The following is a 22294-nucleotide window of genomic DNA, read 5'->3' on the forward strand; positions in this document are numbered from 1 at the left end:
GAAGTTATTTAAAATAGCTTCTTCGCTCTTTGTTTAGGCTAAATTGAACCCGCTCATTTTTTCCAAATTATTTTTAATACAAACCGTAAGTTCTGAGTTAACAGACAAATCTAAATCTGAAAATTCACCTAAATTTGTAAGCTTCACTTGCTTTTGGTTTTTTCTAAACGGTTTATTAAAAGCTTCAGCAATATGATCGGCCAATGCATGATGAGCTTCATCGGAATACTTGCTAATACACAGATTTAAAACATATTTAGCTTCATCAAGCTCTTTTCTATTTCGTTTAATTTCAAAACTAATAGGCCAATTTTCGCCTTTAGAAAAGTGTTTACTTAGAGTAAAGTAAATTTCATCAGTATATAAATCAGTTAAAATTTCATCGCCACACAACTTAGAAAGCTTATCTTCTAATTCATCAAATTCATTTAAACCATGTAATTGTTCAAAAACAGAATAATGCTGCTGAGTAATAGCAAGAAGCTGTTGCGCTTCGTTATCAATTAAAGATATTTGAGGCAATATCTTTGTAAAATACAAGTTAGGCGTTATATCAAGTAAGTGATAGTTAGATGAATTGATTGTTATTTTATATTCTTCGAGCTGCCTCAATGTCTCACAATGCACCTTTGCCACTCTCTTGGTAATTTCATCAAATCTAGAATAATACTTATCCCTCTTTTCTTCCCACTCACCAAAAATAAAATCGTGAATATCTCTAAATTGAGTCTCAAGATACTTGCTGACCCTACCTCTATCGATTAGATCTAGCAAAGCGTCACAAAGCCAAGAGTCATCTAACTGAATATATCTTGAGTCAAATTCATTTTTATGACCTTTTGACTCACTGTCTGACAAAATAAAAAGGTGAGACCACCCCTTGTAATTACTTTCTACCCAGTCAGCATAAAAACGCAGCTGGTTGCTATGTGCGTACGAGCCATCTTTACGCTCTATTGTAATAACAACCTTCTGGAATGGATCTATCAAAAACAAATCTATAAATTTTTTTGTGTTCAGTGAGTCAATGGCTAGTTCTCTAACAACTTGTATGTTAGATAAGCTCTTTAGTGCTATATCAGCTGAATTTGGTATCGTTCCTTCTTGAGTATTCTCGATAGATGAAAAAGCTGCATTGATTAAAGCTTTTAAAAAATACTCATTCTGCAAATGGCCTTCTTTTGGATTAAATAACCAAGCCAAAAGATCTGATTTTCGGTTTTCATCAAACTTAATTAACTCAAGTGTTGATGAGATTGCGCACCGGCTCTCTAATGCTTGAAAATCTTTATCAGTAATAAGACTTAGTAGATTTGTTATTAGTTTGCTCATTCTTTTAACCTTTGTATTGAGACTGCTTTCGTGGATATGATTTTCTCAATGCTATAGATAATACTCGTAATAACTGCTTGTTATTCAATACCTAAATTTAAGAGCAGCTATTGTAAATTTTTCAAAAGTAACACTGTAAAGTAAGTTGATAAATTACATCCTATTACATAGCCTTAGAATCGGTATAAATTGGCAGCAAGCACTGCAACAATCAACTCTATAGTTTTTAAGTGCCCCTAGCCCAATTTATTTGCTCACAGGTGCTGGGGCCTGTTTTCGAATAAGTGCTGGTATATCGAAAAGCTCATCTGTTTTCTTTGATTCTAATGGGTTAGCTGGTGGCTCATCCGAGGTCGTAGACTCAGCCCCGGTGGCAATGATGAGAATTTCATAGTTCATTTCGAGCTGTTCTATTTTTGAAGCGCCGCAGATCACAAGAGCTGAAGGGCTCACTCTTTGTCGAACAGTATCAGTGATAAAATTGTAATTACCGAGCGAGATTTCATCTTTACAGTTTATTTGAATAATAACACCCGAACTTGATGCCATATCTACACTGCTGACTAGCGGATTCGAAAGCGCTTGCTCTAATGCAATTTGCAGTTCATTCTCATCGTTGCATTTGCCCACGCCTAATACAGCGTCACCCTGCGTATCCATCACGCGTACAAAGTCTCTCAAATCAACATTAATTAAACCTTGATAACAGAGCATGTCGACCATGGACTTAATAAGTGAATGCAAAATCTGGTTACTGTGTTTGAACGCATCAAACAAACCGACATCATTCCCTAATACTGCAATCAATTGATCGTTAGGTAAGGTAACGACAGCGTTAGCGTACTCTCTTAGTTCTTCTAAGCCTGTTTGGGCAATTTTATTTCTAAGCAACCCTTCGCTACTAAAAGGTAAGGTCGCAATGCATATCACTGGCTTATTTTGCTCTTTGCCCAATTTAGCAATGTAAGGCGTCGCGCCCGTTCCTGTTCCTCCGCCTAACCCTGTTGCACACAGCAAAATATCGCACTCTGCGATTAACTCTAAAAGCTGCGCTTCGCTCTCTTGCGCTGCGAGCAAGCCAATTGCAGGATCTGCCCCAGCACCATAGCCATGAGTTAACTCTGCGCCAATTAAAACAAATTGATCACTTTGCGTATGCTCAAGCACAACTTTATCTGTATTTACACTATAGAATTTGGCGAATTGATTGTGTTGCTCACCATATAGATGGTTGAGCGTATTACAACCGCACCCACCTACGCCAAACACACCTATTGATAAACCGCCTGAGTTTTCGATTAAATCAAACATAAACTGCTCCTTACTATATGCAAGCAGCATAACAATCAGCTACGTCAAAATTTGACGCAGCTGATTTACAGTGAGTAATTAAGGTGTGATTGTTTCAGCTTATTGATTATTTGCTGACGAAGTGAAACTGGCTCTATGACTTCTAACCAGTCTGATGCTTTAAATAATCGCTCGAACAGTTGTCTGGTTTCTATTACCTTGAACGTTAAGATTGACTGCTTATTATCTAAAACCTGTTTATTTATCAGTGTTCCGAATTCAATAAACCCTAAATTTACAACCGATTGTTCAGGTACTTTAATGACTAAATGTATTTTAGTCTCTTGCTTTCCTTTGTTGGTTGCTAAACGCAATGAGCTGATTTGCTCGGGTGTGGGTTCACGCCGTTGCTTTTGAAGTATTTTGATATTGCGAATACGATAAAGTGGGATTTGATAGCATTTATCATGCAGTGCGCCAACCATAAAGCTCGCCATTAAAACACCGCTTTCTTCTCTCAAATCGAAGAAGCTCAATTCATTGAACGTCAACCAATACGCATCATCATAAATCGTTCGACACACTTCAGCACTTACAGCACGTTTATATTTTATTGCATGCTCTATTTGCCCAATGACTTTGCTATTTGTTTTGACGTTTACAGAGCTATTATGCGCACCTGTAAGCCAATCGGGTTTCTTGCCATTCAGTCTATTTAATGCATGCTCAGCTTTATTACGAATGTCGTTTTTCACATCAACGGGCAGCGACTGAGGCAACAACTGCTCTAATAACAGATAATGCTGAGCCTGCTCACAGCTCATAATATTTGCACTACTGCGCCAAATCGGGTTAATAAACCAAGCAAATGGCTTAATGCGCGAATCTTTTTCTAGTCCAAAACAATTTTGTTCATAGAGGGCTTGTAAGTCTCGCTGCAACATACGTTCATTCAGCTCTAAGCCACTTGAACGTAACTTTTGCTGCAGCTGCTTTACAGTAATCGAGTTTGGCCCTGTTGGTATAAGCTCTAAAATGGCGAGATGACGGTGCGAATTCATACTTTTTATATTAAATATTTTGGTCCATTAAAAAATCACTCCCAGCTTTGAATAATGTCTTTTCGAGGTCGTAGGGCAAACACCCATTCTTTCCCCTCTTTACTTTATCAAATAAGTTTAATTCGACTAAACCATTCTATGCATCGCGAGCTGTGTTATCAGAGCAACCAAGACTCTCTCAAAACTTCCAAAATCATTTGCCATTACTCGATTCACTTTTCCGATTTCAAATTAACATTAATGAGTAATAAAGCTGTCAAGCCGAGGGGTGTCTAAGATCAAGAAGGAAAAGTCTGTAAGGCTAGTTATATAAAGAACTGCTTTATTATAGAAAAAAACGGCCACAATTATACAGCCGAGAAAGGATTACATTGAAGCCAACTTTGTTAATGTTTTTGCTTGGCGAAGCTTAACTAGATTGGTCTCTGATCTAACAATCTGTCTGCCTTCATTCGTTTTCAAATCAATATCTGACTTCACTTTAATTGAAGGTCTTTGCACTAGTTTTACGCCATAGTCTTTCATTTTATACCTCTTGAGAAGCTACGTAAGAAGAATACAATAAATCTGCAAATTGACCAATACTTAACTCACCCAGCACTAAGTCAACCATCGCATCTGCCAACATGTCATTATCTATTTTAATTTCAAAATCATTAATCGAAAGATATTCGAGGCAAGTTATAAACCCTGTTCTTTTATTTGCGTCAGAAAATGCATGTTCTACAGCAATTGAATAATGTCTTTTTGAGGTCGTAGAGCAAACACCCATTCTTTCCCCTCTTTTGCTTTATCAAATAAGTTTAATTCGACTAAACCATTTAGTGCATCTCGAGCTGTGTTATAGGAGCAACCTAAATTTTCTTTCACATTCACAGCGGTAAATTTTTGTGACTTACCATTTTTAGCAACCATCACAATGGTTTTTTGCTTATCGTTAAGCTTACTTAATAACCCAGAGTCCCATAACCAACGAGAGAAAGCTTCTGACTCTTTTAAATTGGTTTCGTAGGCAAGCTTGAACTCACTGATAGCTCGAGTGATTATCTTGCATTGATAGTCAATAAAGTACGTTAAATCGAGTTCATCACTTTCTGTATACAAGTAACTTTTTCCATACTGAATAGGTGCAGCTTTAAGAAGCACACTGATAGCAATATATCTAAATGCCGCATAATCATTCTTAAACATGAACCAATAGAACAATGACCTAGCAACTCGACCATTTCCGTCTCTAAACGGATGTTCAAAACCAATCACAAAATGCATCACGATTGCTTTAATCAAGGGATGCATAAATTGATTACTTTCTTCATCTTGGTTGTCTTGATTCACCCACTCAACAAATTGCTCTATTCGCTCATCTATTCTCGCAGCAGGTGGCGGCGTATGAACCATGTTACCTTCAGAATCTGCGACTTCCACATCGTCAGTTTGGCGAAATACACCTGGGTGATATTTTTCATCATCGATGTTTTCAACACCTACTTGGTGCATTTCTTGAATCAATTCAATCGATAGACGTTTATGACGATTTTTCCAAGCAAATTGCATCATCTTAAAGTTACCGATGATCATCTTTTCATCTATTGTTCTGGGCTTTCTGGCGCGCTTAAGTAAATCTTTTGCAACTTTGGTGGTGGTTGCAGCCCCTTCTAACTGGCTACTACTGATGGCTTCGTCTTCAATTAAATCATTTAATAAATATTCGAAGTGTTTTTGCTCACCCACTTTGCTGCACATATATTCTAGCGATGCGCTGGTTGTGTGCCTATCTGTCATCGAGATGGCTTTTTGCATCGTTGGTGTAAAGTAATATTGCGCAAGCTGCTCAGGCTCATCTAAATGTAAAACAGCATTATGCTGCTTAGCTCTGACTTTCTTAATGAGGCTCCAGATGACATTAACGTTTAGGCCTTTAGGCAATCTAAAACGCAATTCATCAAAATGAAGATAACGGCCTTTTGTGTCTAAAGCCGATGCATGATCAAAGTAATGCTGTAAATTTTGCGATTCGTTTTCAGCAATCCATGCAAGTGGATCTTTATGTAATGAACTTGGCGGGCTTTTAATCATACATATCTCAAAATTAGCTTCATTTGAGATAAGTTTATGACATTAGTCAATAGATGTCTCAATTAATTTAAAAATTGAGACATATTATTCTCACGGTTACCTGTCGAATATATATGAGCGTTCACTTACATTTGTTTAAATCCCCCCAATCAAACACATTTCCACCAGCCAACCAGCCCAAATGCTTTAGCAACTTCACTTGAGCGGCCTTATTTGCATATTGAGGGTTATCAGCAACAACAAATGGCACTACTTCAATGTGTTCACTTCCTTCTAGACCTAACAATATATTAGCTGCAACATATTGGCGAACAAGCTGGTGGACTAGTACATGTTTAGAGTTAGCGCCGAAGGTTTGTGTGTCTTTAAACTCTCCAATTAATAGATAATTGCCTGTTTGGATAACTAAGTCGAATTCAGTAAAGTACAAGTTATTTATAAAGCGCTGTTCTGATACATCGTTAACAATGTAATTTTGCTTTGTTCTATCAAGCCGAATATTAACTGATTGCTCTTTATGGTTTTCAGCGAATTCATAAATTTGCCGCTCTAAGCTTGCGAATTTATCCAAATAAATGGTTTTTACTCGCTTGATAAAATCAAGGTCTCGCCTGTTTATTTTATTACTATCGCAGTAATCTCTTAGCCCAGTCCAAAATAAGCTGTATTGAATGGGCTTTTGCATCTGCACTGAGCCTCTTTTAATGTGAAGGTTATTTAAAACATCTTTTGCTATTTTTTCAGACAATTCTTCAGCACCATAATCGATAAAGCTTTTCGCAATGCGCCAACTTTCTGAACGATTATTAGCTAGCAGATTATCAGCCATGTTTAGCACTCATATAGGCTAGCAGCCTGTTTAAGACGCTCTGCCAATCGCTTTCTTACCCACTCAGGTTTAATCACCTCAGCATGCTCACCTAAACCTAAAATAAAGCTCTCTAGATCATAGTTGAATATCAATTTAGCTCTTGTTTTAACACCATCAGGCAGGCTCTCCAAAGTCATTTCTGGATGATATGGATATTGTACGATTAAGTCTTTTGCGTAGTCTCTAAAGATAATCTCTATGTCTTCAACCTTTTTACCATACGTAAACCCTGTATGCCCTGCTTCTACATAGTTCTTTAACTCAAAAACCTTTTTGCTTGGGTACTTAAAACCTTGGTCAAGGCATTTAGCTTCCTTAATACGATTCACAGAGAAGAGACGTACTTTCTCAAGGTCATTAAAATAACGAGCAACTAAATAAACAGTATGATTTCTAAATACCAAGCCTAGTGGTTGCACGGTAGTGACTAAATTAGTATCACAGCACTCAATGCCTCGAGAGTAATTGATTTCTAACAGCTTCTCTTCTAACAAGGCTTTATAGATTGGTTCGCTTTCTTGCTCATCCAGTTCATGGGCTTCAAGGGGCATGCCCTTTTTTTCAACATGAATTTTAGTTGGCCATGCGGCAAGTGAAGACTTACTATGCTGTTTTAACACTTCTTCAGATTGTTCAAAAATCGCCTGCATATAATCCGAATTACCCAGAGGTAACAAAGGCTCAGCAAAACGTTTTAAAATCACAAAGTTTAGCGCTTCTAAAACAGTCATGGTGCGCTTTAATGCTGCCCTTTTAGAACTTAAACGCCAATGCTTTTTCTGCTGAAAAACAATACATTCGACCTCTCTGTGCTCATGCAACTTTTTTAAATCTCGCTCAAAAGTTCGTAGTGATGACTCCAAGCAACCCGATTCTTTTTCGCATAAACGCTGGATTTCTGATGTTGAAATTGGCGAGTCAGTTGGCCCTGGCAGATATTTGAAAATAAGTAGCTTGCGCTCTTCGGCTTTTGTCTGAGTTATGGTTTCATCGTTTTCATATATTGCAGCAATTTCTGTCATAACAATCCCTTAGTGGCTTCCTTTTCAATTACAACTAGTTATATGAAATTGAGTTTAAGCTTTCAACAAAAAATATTGAGTTTTATGATTTCAAGCAAGGGGTGGTGCTAGTTAACTAACACCTTTTGCCACTTTCTCTTTGCTAGCGGACTTCGTTCAATCTTTTTCTGATTAATCAAATTTGTAACTGCTCTAGTAAATTCAGACTGAGTGCAGCCGAGGGATTCTTGAAATTTAGTATCGAAATATCTTGGCGTATCAAGAAAACTAATTATTTTATATGCAAGATCATCAAGTACGATCTCTGACGACTTCACATCAAGAGGTTTCGTTTTTGCTATTGATTTGGTCTTTTCAATAACAAAGTGCGCTTTAAACAGGTTACATTGTTGTTTAAAAGCACTGATAAGAGAGCAATCATTACTAACAAGTGTGAATGTATGACTTGCTATTTGCTTATCTGACATCTGACTCAACAAGCGGCTCAAACAAGCTATAATGTAAAAATCAGCTTGGTTTGAGCCTGCAGCATAATCATCAATACAGTGAAACAAATATCTCTTACAAAGCTTTTTTGCAGCTAGGTTTTTAGTAAAGACCAATACTTTTTGGTCGCAAAATGCCTTGTAGCTTTCGAGCACCTTCAAGCCTACATTTTCTTCATCTATGAAAAATGTATTCATGTTCACCTCATGAAAATCCTTGATTACTAAAACTCTAGCGCTCAAATGCTAAAAGTGGTACTCAAAAACAATATTTACTGTAATCCATGGGCAGTTAAGAGTTTCGACAGTGCAGACCTAATACCATAAGCAATACTTTCACTGATTTCATTTAAGTCATCGTCTTCATAATCAATTTCTAGATTACTTAAATAGTAATCGTAGTAGCCTGAATTAATCTTTTCGAATGTGCCTTCTCGCTCCATAACCTCACGAGAGTTTCTGGGTTCTTCATCAAGCACTTCTGAAAAAAGTCCGTCGAACTCTTCGAAATCTTGATGCAACTCTTCAATCAAACCACGATAATGATGCTTCCAAATTTGTTCAGATAACTCATCTTCACATGCATACGCCTCACCAATCACTGAATCAAGGGCATGTATCGCCTTCGCATAGTCAAGTTGCCACTGCTTGGTCACACCAAATTTCTCCATCTCTTCTTCTAAAGATAACTTTCTTTGAACAGCCATAATTAAATCCTCTTGATCATTACTAATGAAATTGTTTAACACTGATTAACTGAAACAAGGTTAATCAAATGGGAATTCACAAAACCGGTGTAAAACCCGCATTACTTGATATATATGTAAATTTTTTAAATGGTATTTCGTTGTGTATTGTGTTCTGAGGCTTGTTTTAGCTCTTAGCGGCAACTGCTCAATTATCTCTTCTAGTTGAGGCCCTTCTAAATACAGTTCTATGATTGCTTCTTCGAGATTTGTAGGCAGCTCAGCCATGAGCTCTCTAAGAAAGTTGTTACTTTCAGAAATACGTGCATAAGGCTTCGAAAAGTCCGTGCCTTGATATAAGCCACCAATCTTACAACTTGCCTTGTTAAAGATACTTATTAGCTGAGTTGATAGTTGCAGATGATATTGCCCAGGGTAAGCTAACTCTCTCCTTCTTGCACCGAACAACACAGGCTCGTGAAAATAGCTGTTCAATGTTAACCAAGCTGCCAATTCTTCAAGCTCATCGTTCATATCAACGTCACAGATATACTGAAGCAAATCAACAACAGCCAATGCATCTTGCTGAGCAAGTTTAAGCTTCTTTTCTGAGGGAGGTTTTGGGGTCGCATTTTTAAGCTGAGACTTTTTAATTTCAGGATATAAATAAGCAATGACAAGACAGTTGCTCTTAATTTTTTCCTGTGCTTCATAGAGTAAAAATAAAGGAACAGTGCCTTTACCACTGTAATCATGAACAATGTCAATTAAAGAGATCTTTTGCAATTTCCCAAATTGATCTAACACCACCAGCTCAAAGCCATTGGTATTATCGAAGGTCACCAGTTGCTCTACTGCGTGAGAAAACGCCTTAACGTCTAACTCACATACTTGAATGTTGTCGAAATCAATTTCTCTATATTCTTCGACAAAGTGATATACATATTTATTATTTAAAGTTTTTAGTAACATGAACGGCTCCTGTATTTGAGGAGCCGCTTATAGCAAATTAAGCTTTAAAAACACCTGCTATTTTTGACAGATTAATGTCGAGTTTTAACCTGAGATATACTAAGCAAGTTCTTCTTCGCTCATTTCTTCAAATAGCATATCGCTACATTCTCGTGCTCGATTTCCTCTGCCTTTTGGTTGCACAATAAAGGCTAAAGAGTCCCGTAATTGCATATCATTATTTTTTCTGTCGACACCAATCACGCATTCTGGTGAGTAAGTACTTAAGGCTGTCTTAAAACTGCTTACTATCATTTCCCTACTATACAGAAACTCTTTATCGTTTGCGGTATCTTGCAAAAGGTTTTGAAGCACTTTTACATCTAACAGTGTGCCTTCTAGCCAACCAACACTACATTTGTAAGCGAATTTCCAAACGATAGATGATGCTTCAGAGTACACTTCTAAATCTGACGAACTATTCCCAATCAAGCAAGAACCAAAAATAACACCTACTATATTGTTTTTATTTGCATGACCGTATATCTCGTTCAATGCACTGCTTAAACGCATGCCTTCTAAAGAGCGGTTGTTACCATGACAAGCAATATAAATGTAAAAATTGTCATAGTTTAAATTCATCAACTCATCTAGAGCAGCTTTAAAACTATTCAACTCATAGAAGTGACGGTGGTACAAATCAAACTGTGTGTCTTCTTTCTGCAATTGCTGTAAGCCCTGAAAAAAAGGCAAAACACTCGCACGATTATTATGGCTTATATGCTCGCCCCAAGGGCGTTCAAGAATTAAAACTGCTGTTTTGTCTGTCATAATTGCATCCTTTCTTTTGATAAGTTGGTAAATCTCTAAAAATTATTTTTATAAGCTATGAGAAATTTAGCATTAAAACAAATTTATTTTCTGTAAAGCGAAAAGTAACAAACAATTTACTGATGCAAATTAAGTTTCAAATTAGTCTGTTGTTTATCTTAGAACAATTGATTGCTCATTATTTTTTGCATACCATCCATGTACTTACATAGCCAAACTGACTCAAATGCCGCATTTTCAGTCAGATTAAGCAAAAATTACGCAATGTTGTCTATATATTGGCCCTTTTACAAACAAGCATCGAACTATAGATAAGCAGTTCAAACTAAAACAAAAATATATAACCATAAAAAAGGATAATTTATGATCCCCTCATATCAAGAGTTGATGCAACCCTTTCTAGAAATCGCTCTCAAGGCTGATGGCAAAGAAGTAAAATTACGCGACGTAATAAATCAAATCGCTGAACGCTTCAACTTAACAGAAGCCGAACGAGAAGAAACTCTCCCTAGCGGTAAACAATCTATCCTTGATAATAGAGTGGGCTGGGCTAAAACATACTTAATAAAATCGGGTTTACTAGAATCTCCTAGAAGAGCACATTTTATTATCACTACTCGCGGGATTGCAGCATTACAAGATTCAAATGCAAAAATCGATAATGAATACCTTAAACAATTTGATGAATTTGTAGCATTCAAACACAAAAGTAACGAGCTAAGCCCTGAAACAATTGAATCTCAACCTAGTGAAGATATTACGCCTGATGAAGCTTTACGTGCTGCGTATAAAAAAATAAATAATGCACTTGCACAAGAGATCCTTGAAAAAACTCGAAAGGTGACGCCTGCATTTTTTGAACATTTACTCATAGAGCTTCTCATTGCTATGGGCTATGGGGGCTCTGGCGAAGGTGCAGCGCATGCATTAGGAAAAACGGGTGATAATGGTATTGATGGTGTAATTGATCAAGATCCATTAGGCGTTGATCAAATCTATATTCAAGCAAAGCGCTACGCTGAGGGCAATAATGTCGGCTCTGGCGATATTCGTGACTTTTTTGGCGCTCTCAACCTTAAAAAAGCTCAAAAAGGAATATTTATTACCACCTCAGATTTCACCTCGTCGGCCGTTGAAACAGCAAACAATCTTGGTACCCGAATTGTGCTAATCAATGGAACAGAGTTAGCGAGACTCATGTTGCGATACAATATAGGCAGCAGAGATGAACAGATATTACACTTAAAGAAAATCGACGAAGAATTCTTTGATGCTTAAAGCTGAAGGCTTTTAGCTAAAAATAAAAAATTGGAAAAATAAATGAATAAACAACAACTCGCCGCAAAAATCTGGGAATCAGCCAACCAGATGCGTTCAAAAATCGAAGCAAATGAATATAAAGACTACATTCTTGGCTTTATCTTCTATAAGTACCTAAGCGACCAGTTACTTGAGTTTGTGAAAAAAGAAGGGATGAACGAAGATGAAATTAAGGCTCTCACTGAAAATGATGATGAAACTGTCGAATATATTCAGGGCAAGCTTGGTTACTTTATCGCTTACAGCAATTTATTTTCAACCTGGACAGATACAAAATCAGACTTTGACGAATCTAATGTGCGAGATGCTTTATCCGCTTTTAGCCGCTTAATATCACCCAACTACAAAAAGCTATTTGAAGGCATTTTTACCACTTTAGAAACGGGGTTAAGTAAACTCGGTGAAAGTGCGGCTAAACGAACCAAAGCCATCAGTGACCTACTGCACCTTATAAAAAGCATTCCTATGAACGGTAAACAAGGTTATGACGTACTCGGTTATATCTACGAATACCTGATTGAGAAGTTTGCCGCTAATGCCGGTAAAAAAGCCGGTGAATTCTATATAATGTCATCTTTATTTTTTAGTAACGAATGCCACCTTCAGAAAGCAGCTTAAATTGTTACCCATTAAATTAAGATCATACCAATAATATTTCTTTAACTGCTAAGCGCCAATCTTTGTATGATGTAATTACAGCAGATGATTTATCCATCATTTGTTGAACCAATGAGTCATATCTCGGCCCATCTTCCCAAGTACCTGCTCGATCACAATTTAATTGCGGAGCTAAGCACATTCTAAAGTTTGTTTTAGCTTGTCCGTATGGGTACTCATCAAATTCTTTGTTAATAAAAGAAAATAGTTCATTAAGTGAAGTAGAGAGTGTAGCCATTTGTTGTTTTAGTTTTTCATCAATAAACTGATTTGTAGTCTCTGTTGTATAAATCAAAAAACTTCTCAGTTTTTGAAAGTCGTCCCACATAATAGCGTCACTTGTGTGCATATAATCAAACAGGTTATTTATATAGGTCTCATCTATCATAGCATTTAGAGATTGGAAGATTTTTATGTCATGCTCATCTCTTTTTAAGTTATAGATTTTCTCTTTTTTTGATAAGACAAACTCGTGAAGTCCTGTATTTATAAGGTGATAAATTAAGCCAACTAGAACTAAGCAGAAACCCCAAGCAGTATCAGATTCTTCAGTTATAGAAAATTGAAAACCTGTTTCAAATATTAAATTTATTAGTGTTAACCACAAAGGCTTAGACATCAGACCTAAGCCGCTGATTACTATTAGCCAAGTTAGTTTGTTGTAGAATTTAGGACGTAACAACTCAATGAGTTTTAAGAGTCTGTCCCACCACAAATCAAGTGTTTTATTCATTCAAATACATCTCCGCCATATCATCTAATTTGGCTTTTACTTCTTTCCAATTTGACATCACCTGGGTTAGTAATCGCCAAAACTTATCGCTATGGTTGTGTTCTGCAATATGGCAAAGTTCATGTAATATCACGTAATCAATGCATTCTTTCGGTGCTTTAACAAGGTGAGGGTTGAGCATCAAGTTGCCTTTAGTTGAGCAGCTTCCCCATTGCTTTTTCATTGCCATCACACGAAAAGAAGGAATGCCTGTTACCCAAGTGGCTTTCGGAAGTAGTTCGGCTAGTCGCTCATGAAAAATGGCTTTTGCTTTGTGTTGATACCACTTGTCGATTAGTGGTTTAATTTTCACCAACCGATCATCATTATCTTTGCTAATGTCATACTTGATAGTGACGTTCAATTTGCCACGGCTTAGCTTCACATTGGGCAATTGCTCGGCATCAGTGATGATCTTTAATACATAGCGCTTACCTAAGTAAAACTGTGTTTCACCACTCACGTAACGCTTAGGTAAAACCGTATCTTTTTGCTTAGCAAATTCGTCAATGCTTTGCCAAATCCATCTGGCACGCTTATGCATAGCATCTTGAATAGCATCATCACTCGCATCATGTGGCACAGTAACCAAAACACGCTGATCAGGGTGAACCTTAATAATTACTTTGCGTGCTGTTTTTTTTGCGTTATCAGCAGGCTTGGTTTTACGAATCACATCATAGTGAATGGTGTCGTTACCATAGGTAAAAACACCTCGTTCACTGGTTGTTGTTCTGATCTCAGCAGCAACGGCTTGTTTAGTCACGCTTGTTAGCCCCTTGCTAAGCCTAGTCGAGTGATCTTGAGCACTTCTTCAATCAACTTTTGAGCGTTATCAAGGCCAAGATCAGCAAATAACAGCGGCAACAGCTTCATGTGTATGGCGTTTTCAATCTCCGCAGGATTGATTGAATACTCAGCAACAGCGGTATTCACTACATCATCAATACTAAACGCCAAGGCTACGAGCTTATCGTTATCTAAGGCTTTGTCAGTCAAGAAGTCACCATCAAATAGGTGCTTAAACAAACCAAAATAGGCTTGAGCATGTTTATTTAATTTGCCTGAATCATCTAAAAAGTTACCGGGAACATCAGCTACCTTGCGATCTTTTACTTCCTGCTCAAAGCCAGCAAAAAGAATGTACTGCTTTACTGGCGCATCAAACATCGCTTTGGCATCTTCAATCGCCTTTTTAAGCATCTTAGAGAAATATTCTTGAGCATAAGGATCATCAGCTAAATCTTGCTCAATCATCTTAGTGATTCGACCTGTAATTTTGTCCGTTTGGTTACGAGCTTCGTCATCACTCATATCCTGTGGTTTAACGTTTTTTCCTAAATTGCCAACTAAGTACGCACCATCAGGCTCTTTTACTTCAATACCAGCAATATGCTTATCTAGAAGGCTGCGAATATCTTCAGCGTATTCATCATAATTAATGGTTTCGTCAGCATCTTCACGCACTTGTTTACGCAAATCGACAAAGGCTTTTAAGTCACGTTTGTACAAGTCACGTTTGTTATCGAATGACTTATCTTCAAAATAAGTTGCTGATTGCAATGCCACTTTCATACAGTTAGAAAATGCAGTTAGTGCTGAGTAGAAGTCATCACGTTTTTTAAGGTTAGTATCCACAAGCTTACCATCGACATCTTGCACCTTTGGTGCTAACGCTTGGCGAAGTGCTGGACCATCTTGCTTGTTTTTAACACCTTCAAATATCGCCCACAAATCAATGTGCAGCCCCGGAAGCTTTTTGTATTCCGTATCCATTCGGTTATATAAACCTTTGAGATCATCAATATCAAACCCGCCTTGGGTACGTTCTGCGAGATCTTGATACTTCTCGATAGTGGTATCAAGTTCCTTTAAAATACCTCGGTAATCAATTAAGTAACCAAACTGCTTTTTACTATGTAATCGGTTAACACGCGCAATTGCTTGGATAAGGTTATGCTCTTTTAGAGGCTTATCGATATAAAGTACAGTGTTCTTTGGCTCGTCAAAGCCTGTCAGGAGCTTATCTACAACGATCATGATATCTGGGCCATCATCTCTGCCGTAGTCTTCAATAATGGCTTTGGTGTAGGCTTTTTCATCCATTTTATTAACATTAGCCTTCCACCAATTTTGCACGATATCTTTACTCTCTTGATCAACAGCTTCGTGACCCTCACGAGTATCTGGAGCCGACATCGCCACAACCGATGTAACTGTGTCTATTTTATCCAATGCCTTCTTATAACGAATAGCAGAGGCTTTGGAATCACAAGCTAGCTGACCTTTTAAGCCTTGTTGTTTCAAATTTTGGAAATGATCCGCAATATCATAAGCAATCAGATCAATACGACCTTCAGTTTGGTAGATCTGACCTTTTTGAGAAAACTTCTTCTTCAGATCAGTTTTTTGTTTATCTGTAAGTTTACTGGTGCTGCGTTCAAACCAAGCGTCAATGGCTTTATCGTTAACGTTCAGCTCTGGAATACGCTCTTCATACAAGAGAGGAGTAACGGTTTTATCTTCAACTGCTTGCTGCATGGTGTAGCTGTGGATGATCTTTCCGAATTTGTTTTCGGTCTTATCGTCCTTTAACAGTGGCGTACCCGTAAAAGCAATATAGGCCGCTTTAGGCAGCGTCTGCTGCATACGGATATTATTTTCACCGTTTTGACTTCGGTGGCCTTCATCCACAAGTACAATAATGTTTGGGCTGTCGTTGTAGCATTCTTTATATTTAATCGCTGAACCAAACTTATTTATGATGGAGAAGATAACTCGCTCATTCCCTCTACCAATTTGTTCGGCTAAACGCTTACCAGTGGTCGCCATTGCATCTTTTTTATCTCGGTCAGTTAATACACCGCCTGATGCAAAGGTTCTGCTTAGCTGATCTTCCAAGTCTACACGGTCTGTAACTATGATCACTCGGCATTGTGCAAGCTCTTCAAGCCAAATAAGCGCTTTGGATAAAAACACCATAGTAAATGACTTGCCGCTACCTGTAGTGTGCCAAATAACACCACCTTCACGAGCACCTGAATCATCAAACGTGTTGATTCGCTCAATAAGTGCTTTTATGCCAAATACCTGCTGATATCGAGCGACAATCTTGCCTGCTTTTTTATCGAACAAGGTAAACAAGCGAGTCATATCCAATAAGCGCTCAGGGCGAAGCAAGCTAACAATTAGCCTATCTTGATCAGTAACGGTTAAGTCTCCTGCTGCAACCAAAGATAGATAGTCATCTTTCGCTTTAGCTGGGCGATGTTTAAACAGTCCATCTAATTGTTCATCGCTCAGTTTATGGTTTTTTAACCTGACAAATTCCGCTTCAGGTATTTGCTCCTCTTTCCACTTCGCCCAAAACTTTTCAGGGGTGCCGCAAGTAGCATATAAACCTTCATGCCCATTTACTGCTAATAGCAATTGGCTATAGGCATACAATTGAGGAATTTCAGCCTGACCTTGATTTCGAATATGTTGAGAAATCGCCTCAGCGTTGGTCGATTTACCTTCTTTATTTGAATCCGGGCGTTTCGCCTCAATCACTACTAATGGCAAACCATTCACAAAACACACAATATCGGGAATTCGATTACCAGTGCCTTCGGCATTTTGAACCACTAACTCTTCAGTAAAATGGAATTGGTTATTATCAATATTATGCCAATCAATAAGTTTAATGGTGGGGGAGGCTTTTTTGCCATCTATGAATTCGGTAACGCTAACGCCATACATTAAGGCATTGTAGATTTTCTCATTAGCCCCTTTTAACCCTAAGTTCATAGCAGGGTTTAGTTCATGCATCACTTTATCAATTGCTGCTTCTGATAATGTATGTTGCTTACCAGCAAACGAGAACGTTTGTTTAGCTAAAAAAGCACGCATTACAGGCAATAAAATAACCTGATGAGTGCTTTTCTTTTCGCTTGCTAGAGTTTTACCACGCAGCGCTTCACATTCACTTGGTGGAATGAAGGTGTAACCCAAGTTGGTTAAAAGGGTCAAAGCGGGTATTTTTGCGCTGAATTCCTCTTGAAAGTTAACTGTCTTAGTCATTTCTAATCCTTTAGCACATTGTCAGTGTTTGAATCGTTTCAGCGCAAATAGATGCAAAATCATCTGTTCGCCAATATCCACCTTGAAAGTATCTGGCACTTTCTTGTTTCCATACATCGGCATCTTCTGTTGGTGTAAAATGCTCTTTATTATGCAAAGCAGTATATCCAAGCATATAACAGATTAATTCTTGCTCATCAGGGCGACCTTGAATGTCATTTGACAAACTAGATATGCCAAGAAAGTTACCAATATCCTTAGCATCAATTCTTTTTTGTAGTATCGATAAAGCTACTTCGGGCTGAATGCTATAAATTGCTATAGCCAATATGGTAAGCACTTTCTCTCCAAAAGTTGTGTCGCTCTGAAGGTTATTTGATTGGGCTAGAGTTACATAAATTTCTATATGGCGAACAACAGTCTCAACTTCTCGCAATGACAATCTATTGGCAATAATAATTTGTTTTATTGTTCTAATTGAGCCACATTCATATAGCTTCATATTTTCCAATACATGGCTTGATCTAACTAAATTTTTATAGTGCTCAATTGCTGCAATACTTTCGCGGTGAGCATTGGTATCGACTGTTTCTGGAAGAGCGATAGTGAATTTAACAAATTTATCTAAATATCTTTGAGCATCAACTGCATGACCATAACAATGATTTATTGACGCTTTAAGTTGCTTTGTATTGGTGATCAAAACAAAGCTAACGCCCTCTACATCAAAGGTGTGTTTTATAATTTCAAGCATATCAACAGCAAAGTTTGGTCTACATCGATCAAGTTCATCGACAAACAATACAATAGGTTTGATAGTCGCAATTTCTGCTAATGCACTTTGTAGCGCTTTTAAGTTTTTGTCTGCTTTTACGTGATCTTTTAATACGGCCTCGACAGTTGCATCAATTGCCTTGTCTGCGGTTTTCTGGATTTCTTTGTTAAAATCATCCGTAACATCAGCTATATCTTGTCTCAAGAGGTGCGAGACTCCCGCTTTTGCAATTGTCTTTAGGCCATATCTTACAGTAGGCAGTGCTTTCTTGATGAAATTTTGTTTACTGTCTTCATCAGGAAAAACTTTAATTACCTCAGCGAGAACCGTCATTAATGGCTCATCGGCATGATCAGCTTTAAATGCATCAATATAAATTAAATGGTGTGTGTCATTACCTTTCATCAGGTTTATCAGTTTATGACAAAACTCAGTTTTACCCGTACCCCAACTACCATCGACCACCATAGGGGAAATATCGATGTCCGTCTGCAATAGTGAAATAGCTTTTTCAGCGATACTTTTACGCTTAAACTCATCTCGCTCATCAAATGTTAATTCTGTAATATCCATATGGTTATGCGACTTCCTTATCGTCCACTTTTACTCTGCGTTTACCTGTTAACAACTGTTGCATAAGCGCTTTCTTTTCTTGCTGTAAGTCAGCAAGCTGCTGTTCTAATAGCTCGATTTCTTGGTCAGCGTTCAGTAATACTGCCGAAATCTTTTGCTGCTCCTGAAATTTAGGAATATGAAAGTGGAGTCCTTCAAAAGCACTCTTAGAAAGCTCTAAGAAAGTTGAACCACTCGCTTTGCTAATTAGTTTATGCTTATAGAAATTTAAAAGGTAATACACAAATTCAATATTAGTATTCTCATTTGGTACGATGTTTTTAAAACCTTGGTTGGTGCTTATTTCATGACTTGCAATTGCCATTTCACCTATCGTTGCACGAGTACAAACAAGCAGTGTGCCCTTAGGGAGAAGTTTTGCAGAGCTGTTTTTAATACCATCCATAGAAACTAGTCGAGCAGTTGACTCAATGTAGATACTATCTTGCTTAGTAATATCGGTAGGTGTTACCCAGTTTATATCACCATTCCAATATTCAGGCTTTGTTGTACTCGGTGTTCCACCAGAGGAAATATTCCCTAACTCTGAAAGACGTTTTTCTTCCCACTCTCCCTCAAACGGTTTGCCTGAATCATCAAGTAGGCGCTTTTTGCCTGTGAGCAGTTGTTGCATCAAGGCTTTTTTCTGCTGTTTGCTGTTGTCGATTAGGCGCTCGGTTGTGCTAATCGCTTTATCCCAAGTGGATAGGATTTTAGTGATCTTTTGCTGTTCGTGAAGTGGGGGTAGCAATAATGGATATATTTTAAAATCAGAAGTGTTTAGGTTTCCTTTACCACCACCAACGACAAGTCTTAACGCTTGGTATTCACCATAATCCGAATTCAATACATAATTTAAAAACCAAGAATCTAAATCCTTTGCTTTGGGCGTTACAATTAAAGTCGTAAACGTTTGTGCTAAATTATACTCTTCAGGAACTACACAAGTTAGACCTACATTTGAACCAGTATGGACAGTGATCACATCGCCTGCTTTAACTCTTTTATTAGGATGCTTAGATGAGAATTCTTCGCTCAAATAAAGCATTTTTGAATCATCAAAATATCCTTTTTTAATATTTAGGTTTCTAATGATAGGTATTCCAACATCGGTATATGCTTCAGTAACAGAGGTCGCTAAACCTACTGCAACCCTTTCTGAAACATCGTTTAGTACTACTTTTTTCCATCCACTAGGCACCATAACCTAACTCCTTTAGGTAGCTATCCATTTCCGCTTCAAGGGTTTGCAGCTCATTTTTTAATTGCACACGCTCAGTGCGCACTGCCACTAAATCAATTTCGGCTTCTTCTTCAAAAGTATCAACGTAGCGTGGAATGTTTAGGTTAAAGTCGTTTTCTTTGATTTCATCAAAACTGGCAAGGTATGCGTACTTATCAACACCTTCACGAGCTTTATAGGTGTCGATGATTTTTTGAATGTTTTCTTCAGTTAATTGGTTTTGATTTTTGCCTGATTTGAACTCACGACTAGCATCAATAAACAACACATTGTTGTCTGTTTTGTGCTTTTTAAATATCAAAATGGCGGCTGGAATGCCTGTGCCAAAGAACAGCTTTTCTGGCAGGCCAATCACAGTATCGAGCAAGTTTTCCTCAATCAGTTGTTGGCGGATTTTACCTTCGCTGGATGCTCTAAATAACACACCATGTGGCACTACTACACCCATACGACCCGTTTCGGGTTTTAATGTTTCAATCATGTGACTGATAAACGCATAGTCACCTTTAGTTTTTGGTGGAATACCTCGCCTAAAACGTCCAAATGGGTCATTGCTGGCATCATCATGCCCCCATTTATCAAGCGAAAATGGGGGGTTGGCTGTAACTACGTCAAAGTGCAGTAAGCCGTTACTGTCTTTTTCTTTTAGCAGTGGGTTACGAATGGTGTCGCCCCATTCAATGCGGTGGTTATCTTCACCGTGAAGAAACATGTTCATTTTGGCTAGAGCCCAAGTTGAACCTATCGCTTCTTGTCCAAATAATGCGTATTTTTTGGAGCCAGAGTTTTTACGAACCATAGCGCCACATTTTAGAAGCAGTGAGCCACTTCCGGTGCATGGGTCACATATTTGATCGCCTTCAGATGGCTCTAAAACCGTTGCTAAAAGAGTTGATACCTCTGGCGGGGTATAGTATTCGCCAGCGGTAGCACCACTGCCAGCCGCAAAGTGTTTGATAAGGTATTCGTAAGCATTACCGATGATATCTAAACTGCCCACACGCTCAGAGCTTAAATCTAAAATGTCTTTACCAAAATCTTCCAGTAAGTGACGAAGTAAGTCGTTCTTTTGTTTTTCTTGGCCTAAGCGGTCAGTGTTAAAGCTGATGTCTTGGAATACGTTTTTAAGCTTACTGCCATTGGCTTCTTCAATAGCGTGTAAGGCTTTATCGATTCGCTCACCATTGCCTGCTTCATAACGCTTTTCATATAGATCCCAAAAGCTTGCACCTTCTGGCAGTACAAAGCGCTGTTTCGACATCATGGCGTGAATAAGCTCAGGGTTATCACCATACTGCGCAACTAATTTGTTGTATTCGTCTTTATAAACATCAGAGATGTACTTTAAGAACAGCATGGTGAGGATGAAGTCTTTATAAGTATCGGCACTGATAACGCCACGGAAGGTGTCACAAGCGGTCCATACCGCTTTGTTGATATCGTCCTGATTGATTTGGTTGGTTGTGGTCATATTGTTTAAGTCCTTATTATTAATTTTTAAATCTGTTTTGTTTTAGGCTCTCTTTCAAACGCATGAGCTTTCAAGTGCGTGAATAGCAATGGCTTCTAGTTGTTGCTGTCTATTTTCAATCAGCTTTTGTAATATTTTTTGCTCTCTAACAGCGCAGCGATGCATTGCGGCGAGTTGTTTTTGCTTCTCAAACTTAAGTACCTTAATGGGCACATTCTCCAGCACTTGTCTGCGAATACTAAGGTACATTGAACCTTCAGCAGTCGCTTTAAAATAACGCTGTGCAGGCTGTTGATTGAGTTGCCAGCACAAGAAATCTGGCACGATCACATCTTTAAACTCAGGCTTCAAACGCACCACAAAAAAGTGTGGTGAGCAGACTGTGCGTTCTAATACATGCTCTACTAATACGCTGTAATGTTTTGCCCCTTTAGCGACAAATAACACATCGCCATTTTGTAACCAGTCGGGTTGTTTTTTCGTATTTAATATGGTTTCAACCATTGTGTATTGATTGATTTCACCCGTTGGCTCGGTATCTCTTACCTGAACAACATTTACATCACCATCGTCGTAATGCCTCACCGTGCCACGAAAAGGGTGGCCTAAGCGGATATCGGCAATATTACTCAGGCGCAGCTCTTCAGTAGCTTGGCGCATTTTTGCATTCATGAACGTTAAACCTTGGTTGTGTTCAGCAAACCGATTTCTCCAAAAGTAAATAAACGCCAATGGGATATGACCAACTGGCGTTAGAAAATCGGAATTAATTTAATG

Annotated in this window: 21 protein-coding genes; 2 read left to right on the forward strand and 19 right to left on the reverse strand. The window is 38.1% G+C overall.

Annotated elements, in window-relative coordinates; translation table 11 throughout:
* Positions 1-33: 33 nt before the first annotated feature.
* From AC1HJP_RS07930 to AC1HJP_RS07985, 12 genes are all read right to left on the reverse strand, one after another.
* A complete protein-coding gene (locus AC1HJP_RS07930; RefSeq protein ID WP_480361346.1) occupies positions 34-1332 on the reverse strand; it encodes a PD-(D/E)XK nuclease family protein in 1299 nt (432 codons plus the stop codon).
* Between the two features lie 246 nt (positions 1333-1578).
* The gene (locus AC1HJP_RS07935; protein ID WP_480361347.1) at positions 1579-2643 is read right to left on the reverse strand and encodes a cell division protein FtsZ; all 1065 of its coding nucleotides are present in this window, start codon (positions 2641-2643) and stop codon (positions 1579-1581) included.
* Between the two features lie 65 nt (positions 2644-2708).
* Entirely contained in the window at positions 2709-3683 is a 975-nt protein-coding gene (locus AC1HJP_RS07940; RefSeq protein ID WP_480361348.1) for a WYL domain-containing transcriptional factor, read from the reverse strand.
* Between the two features lie 366 nt (positions 3684-4049).
* Positions 4050-4208 carry an acetyltransferase gene (locus AC1HJP_RS07945; protein WP_421964330.1) on the reverse strand — a complete coding sequence of 53 codons (159 nt, stop codon included), beginning with the start codon at positions 4206-4208 and terminating at the stop codon, positions 4050-4052.
* Between the two features lies 1 nt (position 4209).
* A complete protein-coding gene (locus tag AC1HJP_RS07950) occupies positions 4210-4455 on the reverse strand; it encodes a hypothetical protein (protein WP_480361349.1) in 246 nt (81 codons plus the stop codon).
* On the reverse strand, positions 4407-5759 hold the full coding sequence (locus tag AC1HJP_RS07955; protein ID WP_480361350.1) for a Fic family protein: 1353 nt from the start codon (positions 5757-5759) through the stop codon (positions 4407-4409). The genes AC1HJP_RS07950 and AC1HJP_RS07955 overlap by 49 nt, the downstream gene beginning before the upstream one ends.
* Before the next feature lie 121 nt (positions 5760-5880).
* A complete protein-coding gene (locus AC1HJP_RS07960) occupies positions 5881-6588 on the reverse strand; it encodes a hypothetical protein (RefSeq protein ID WP_480361351.1) in 708 nt (235 codons plus the stop codon).
* 2 nt (positions 6589-6590) lie between these two features.
* The gene (locus tag AC1HJP_RS07965) at positions 6591-7652 is read right to left on the reverse strand and encodes a helix-turn-helix transcriptional regulator (protein ID WP_480361352.1); all 1062 of its coding nucleotides are present in this window, start codon (positions 7650-7652) and stop codon (positions 6591-6593) included.
* Between the two features lie 107 nt (positions 7653-7759).
* Positions 7760-8380 carry a hypothetical protein gene (locus AC1HJP_RS07970; RefSeq protein WP_480361353.1) on the reverse strand — a complete coding sequence of 207 codons (621 nt, stop codon included), beginning with the start codon at positions 8378-8380 and terminating at the stop codon, positions 7760-7762.
* A 29-nt stretch (positions 8381-8409) separates the two neighbouring features.
* Positions 8410-8844: a hypothetical protein gene (locus tag AC1HJP_RS07975; protein WP_480361354.1), complete on the reverse strand. Its 435-nt coding sequence runs from the start codon at positions 8842-8844 to the stop codon at positions 8410-8412.
* 60 nt (positions 8845-8904) lie between these two features.
* Positions 8905-9795 (reverse strand): hypothetical protein, encoded by an 891-nt coding sequence (locus tag AC1HJP_RS07980; protein WP_480361355.1) that lies wholly within the window; start codon positions 9793-9795, stop codon positions 8905-8907.
* Between the two features lie 99 nt (positions 9796-9894).
* A complete protein-coding gene (locus tag AC1HJP_RS07985) occupies positions 9895-10605 on the reverse strand; it encodes a hypothetical protein (RefSeq protein ID WP_480361356.1) in 711 nt (236 codons plus the stop codon).
* 363 nt (positions 10606-10968) lie between these two features.
* On the opposite strand from AC1HJP_RS07985, the gene AC1HJP_RS07990 reads away from it, so the two are divergent.
* Positions 10969-11883 (forward strand): restriction endonuclease, encoded by a 915-nt coding sequence (locus AC1HJP_RS07990; RefSeq protein WP_480361357.1) that lies wholly within the window; start codon positions 10969-10971, stop codon positions 11881-11883.
* Between the two features lie 42 nt (positions 11884-11925).
* Entirely contained in the window at positions 11926-12543 is a 618-nt protein-coding gene (locus AC1HJP_RS07995) for a type I restriction-modification system subunit M N-terminal domain-containing protein (RefSeq protein ID WP_480361358.1), read from the forward strand.
* Positions 12544-12565: 22 nt separating this feature from the next.
* Here the strand turns inward: AC1HJP_RS07995 and AC1HJP_RS08000 are convergent, their stop codons facing one another.
* From AC1HJP_RS08000 to AC1HJP_RS08030, 7 genes are read right to left on the reverse strand one after another with little or no spacing between them, the layout of a single operon-like run.
* Complete coding sequence (locus tag AC1HJP_RS08000) at positions 12566-13315, reverse strand: hypothetical protein (RefSeq protein ID WP_480361359.1); 750 nt, start codon at positions 13313-13315, stop codon at positions 12566-12568.
* Complete coding sequence (locus AC1HJP_RS08005; RefSeq protein WP_480361360.1) at positions 13308-14120, reverse strand: M48 family metallopeptidase; 813 nt, start codon at positions 14118-14120, stop codon at positions 13308-13310. Before AC1HJP_RS08005 ends, AC1HJP_RS08000 begins: the two co-directional genes overlap by 8 nt.
* Positions 14121-14125: 5 nt before the next feature.
* Positions 14126-17416, reverse strand: coding sequence for a type I restriction endonuclease subunit R (locus tag AC1HJP_RS08010; RefSeq protein WP_480361361.1), 3291 nt, complete (start codon positions 17414-17416; stop codon positions 14126-14128).
* 10 nt (positions 17417-17426) lie between these two features.
* A complete protein-coding gene (locus tag AC1HJP_RS08015; RefSeq protein WP_480361362.1) occupies positions 17427-18764 on the reverse strand; it encodes a KAP family P-loop NTPase fold protein in 1338 nt (445 codons plus the stop codon).
* A gap of 4 nt (positions 18765-18768) precedes the next feature.
* On the reverse strand, positions 18769-20007 hold the full coding sequence (locus tag AC1HJP_RS08020) for a restriction endonuclease subunit S (protein ID WP_480361363.1): 1239 nt from the start codon (positions 20005-20007) through the stop codon (positions 18769-18771).
* Positions 19997-21517: a type I restriction-modification system subunit M gene (locus tag AC1HJP_RS08025; protein WP_480361364.1), complete on the reverse strand. Its 1521-nt coding sequence runs from the start codon at positions 21515-21517 to the stop codon at positions 19997-19999. Before AC1HJP_RS08025 ends, AC1HJP_RS08020 begins: the two co-directional genes overlap by 11 nt.
* A 54-nt stretch (positions 21518-21571) precedes the next feature.
* A complete protein-coding gene (locus AC1HJP_RS08030; RefSeq protein WP_480361365.1) occupies positions 21572-22189 on the reverse strand; it encodes a restriction endonuclease subunit S in 618 nt (205 codons plus the stop codon).
* Between the last annotated feature and the right edge of the window lie 105 nt (positions 22190-22294).

Source organism: Pseudoalteromonas sp. NFXS53 (assembly GCF_056629255.1).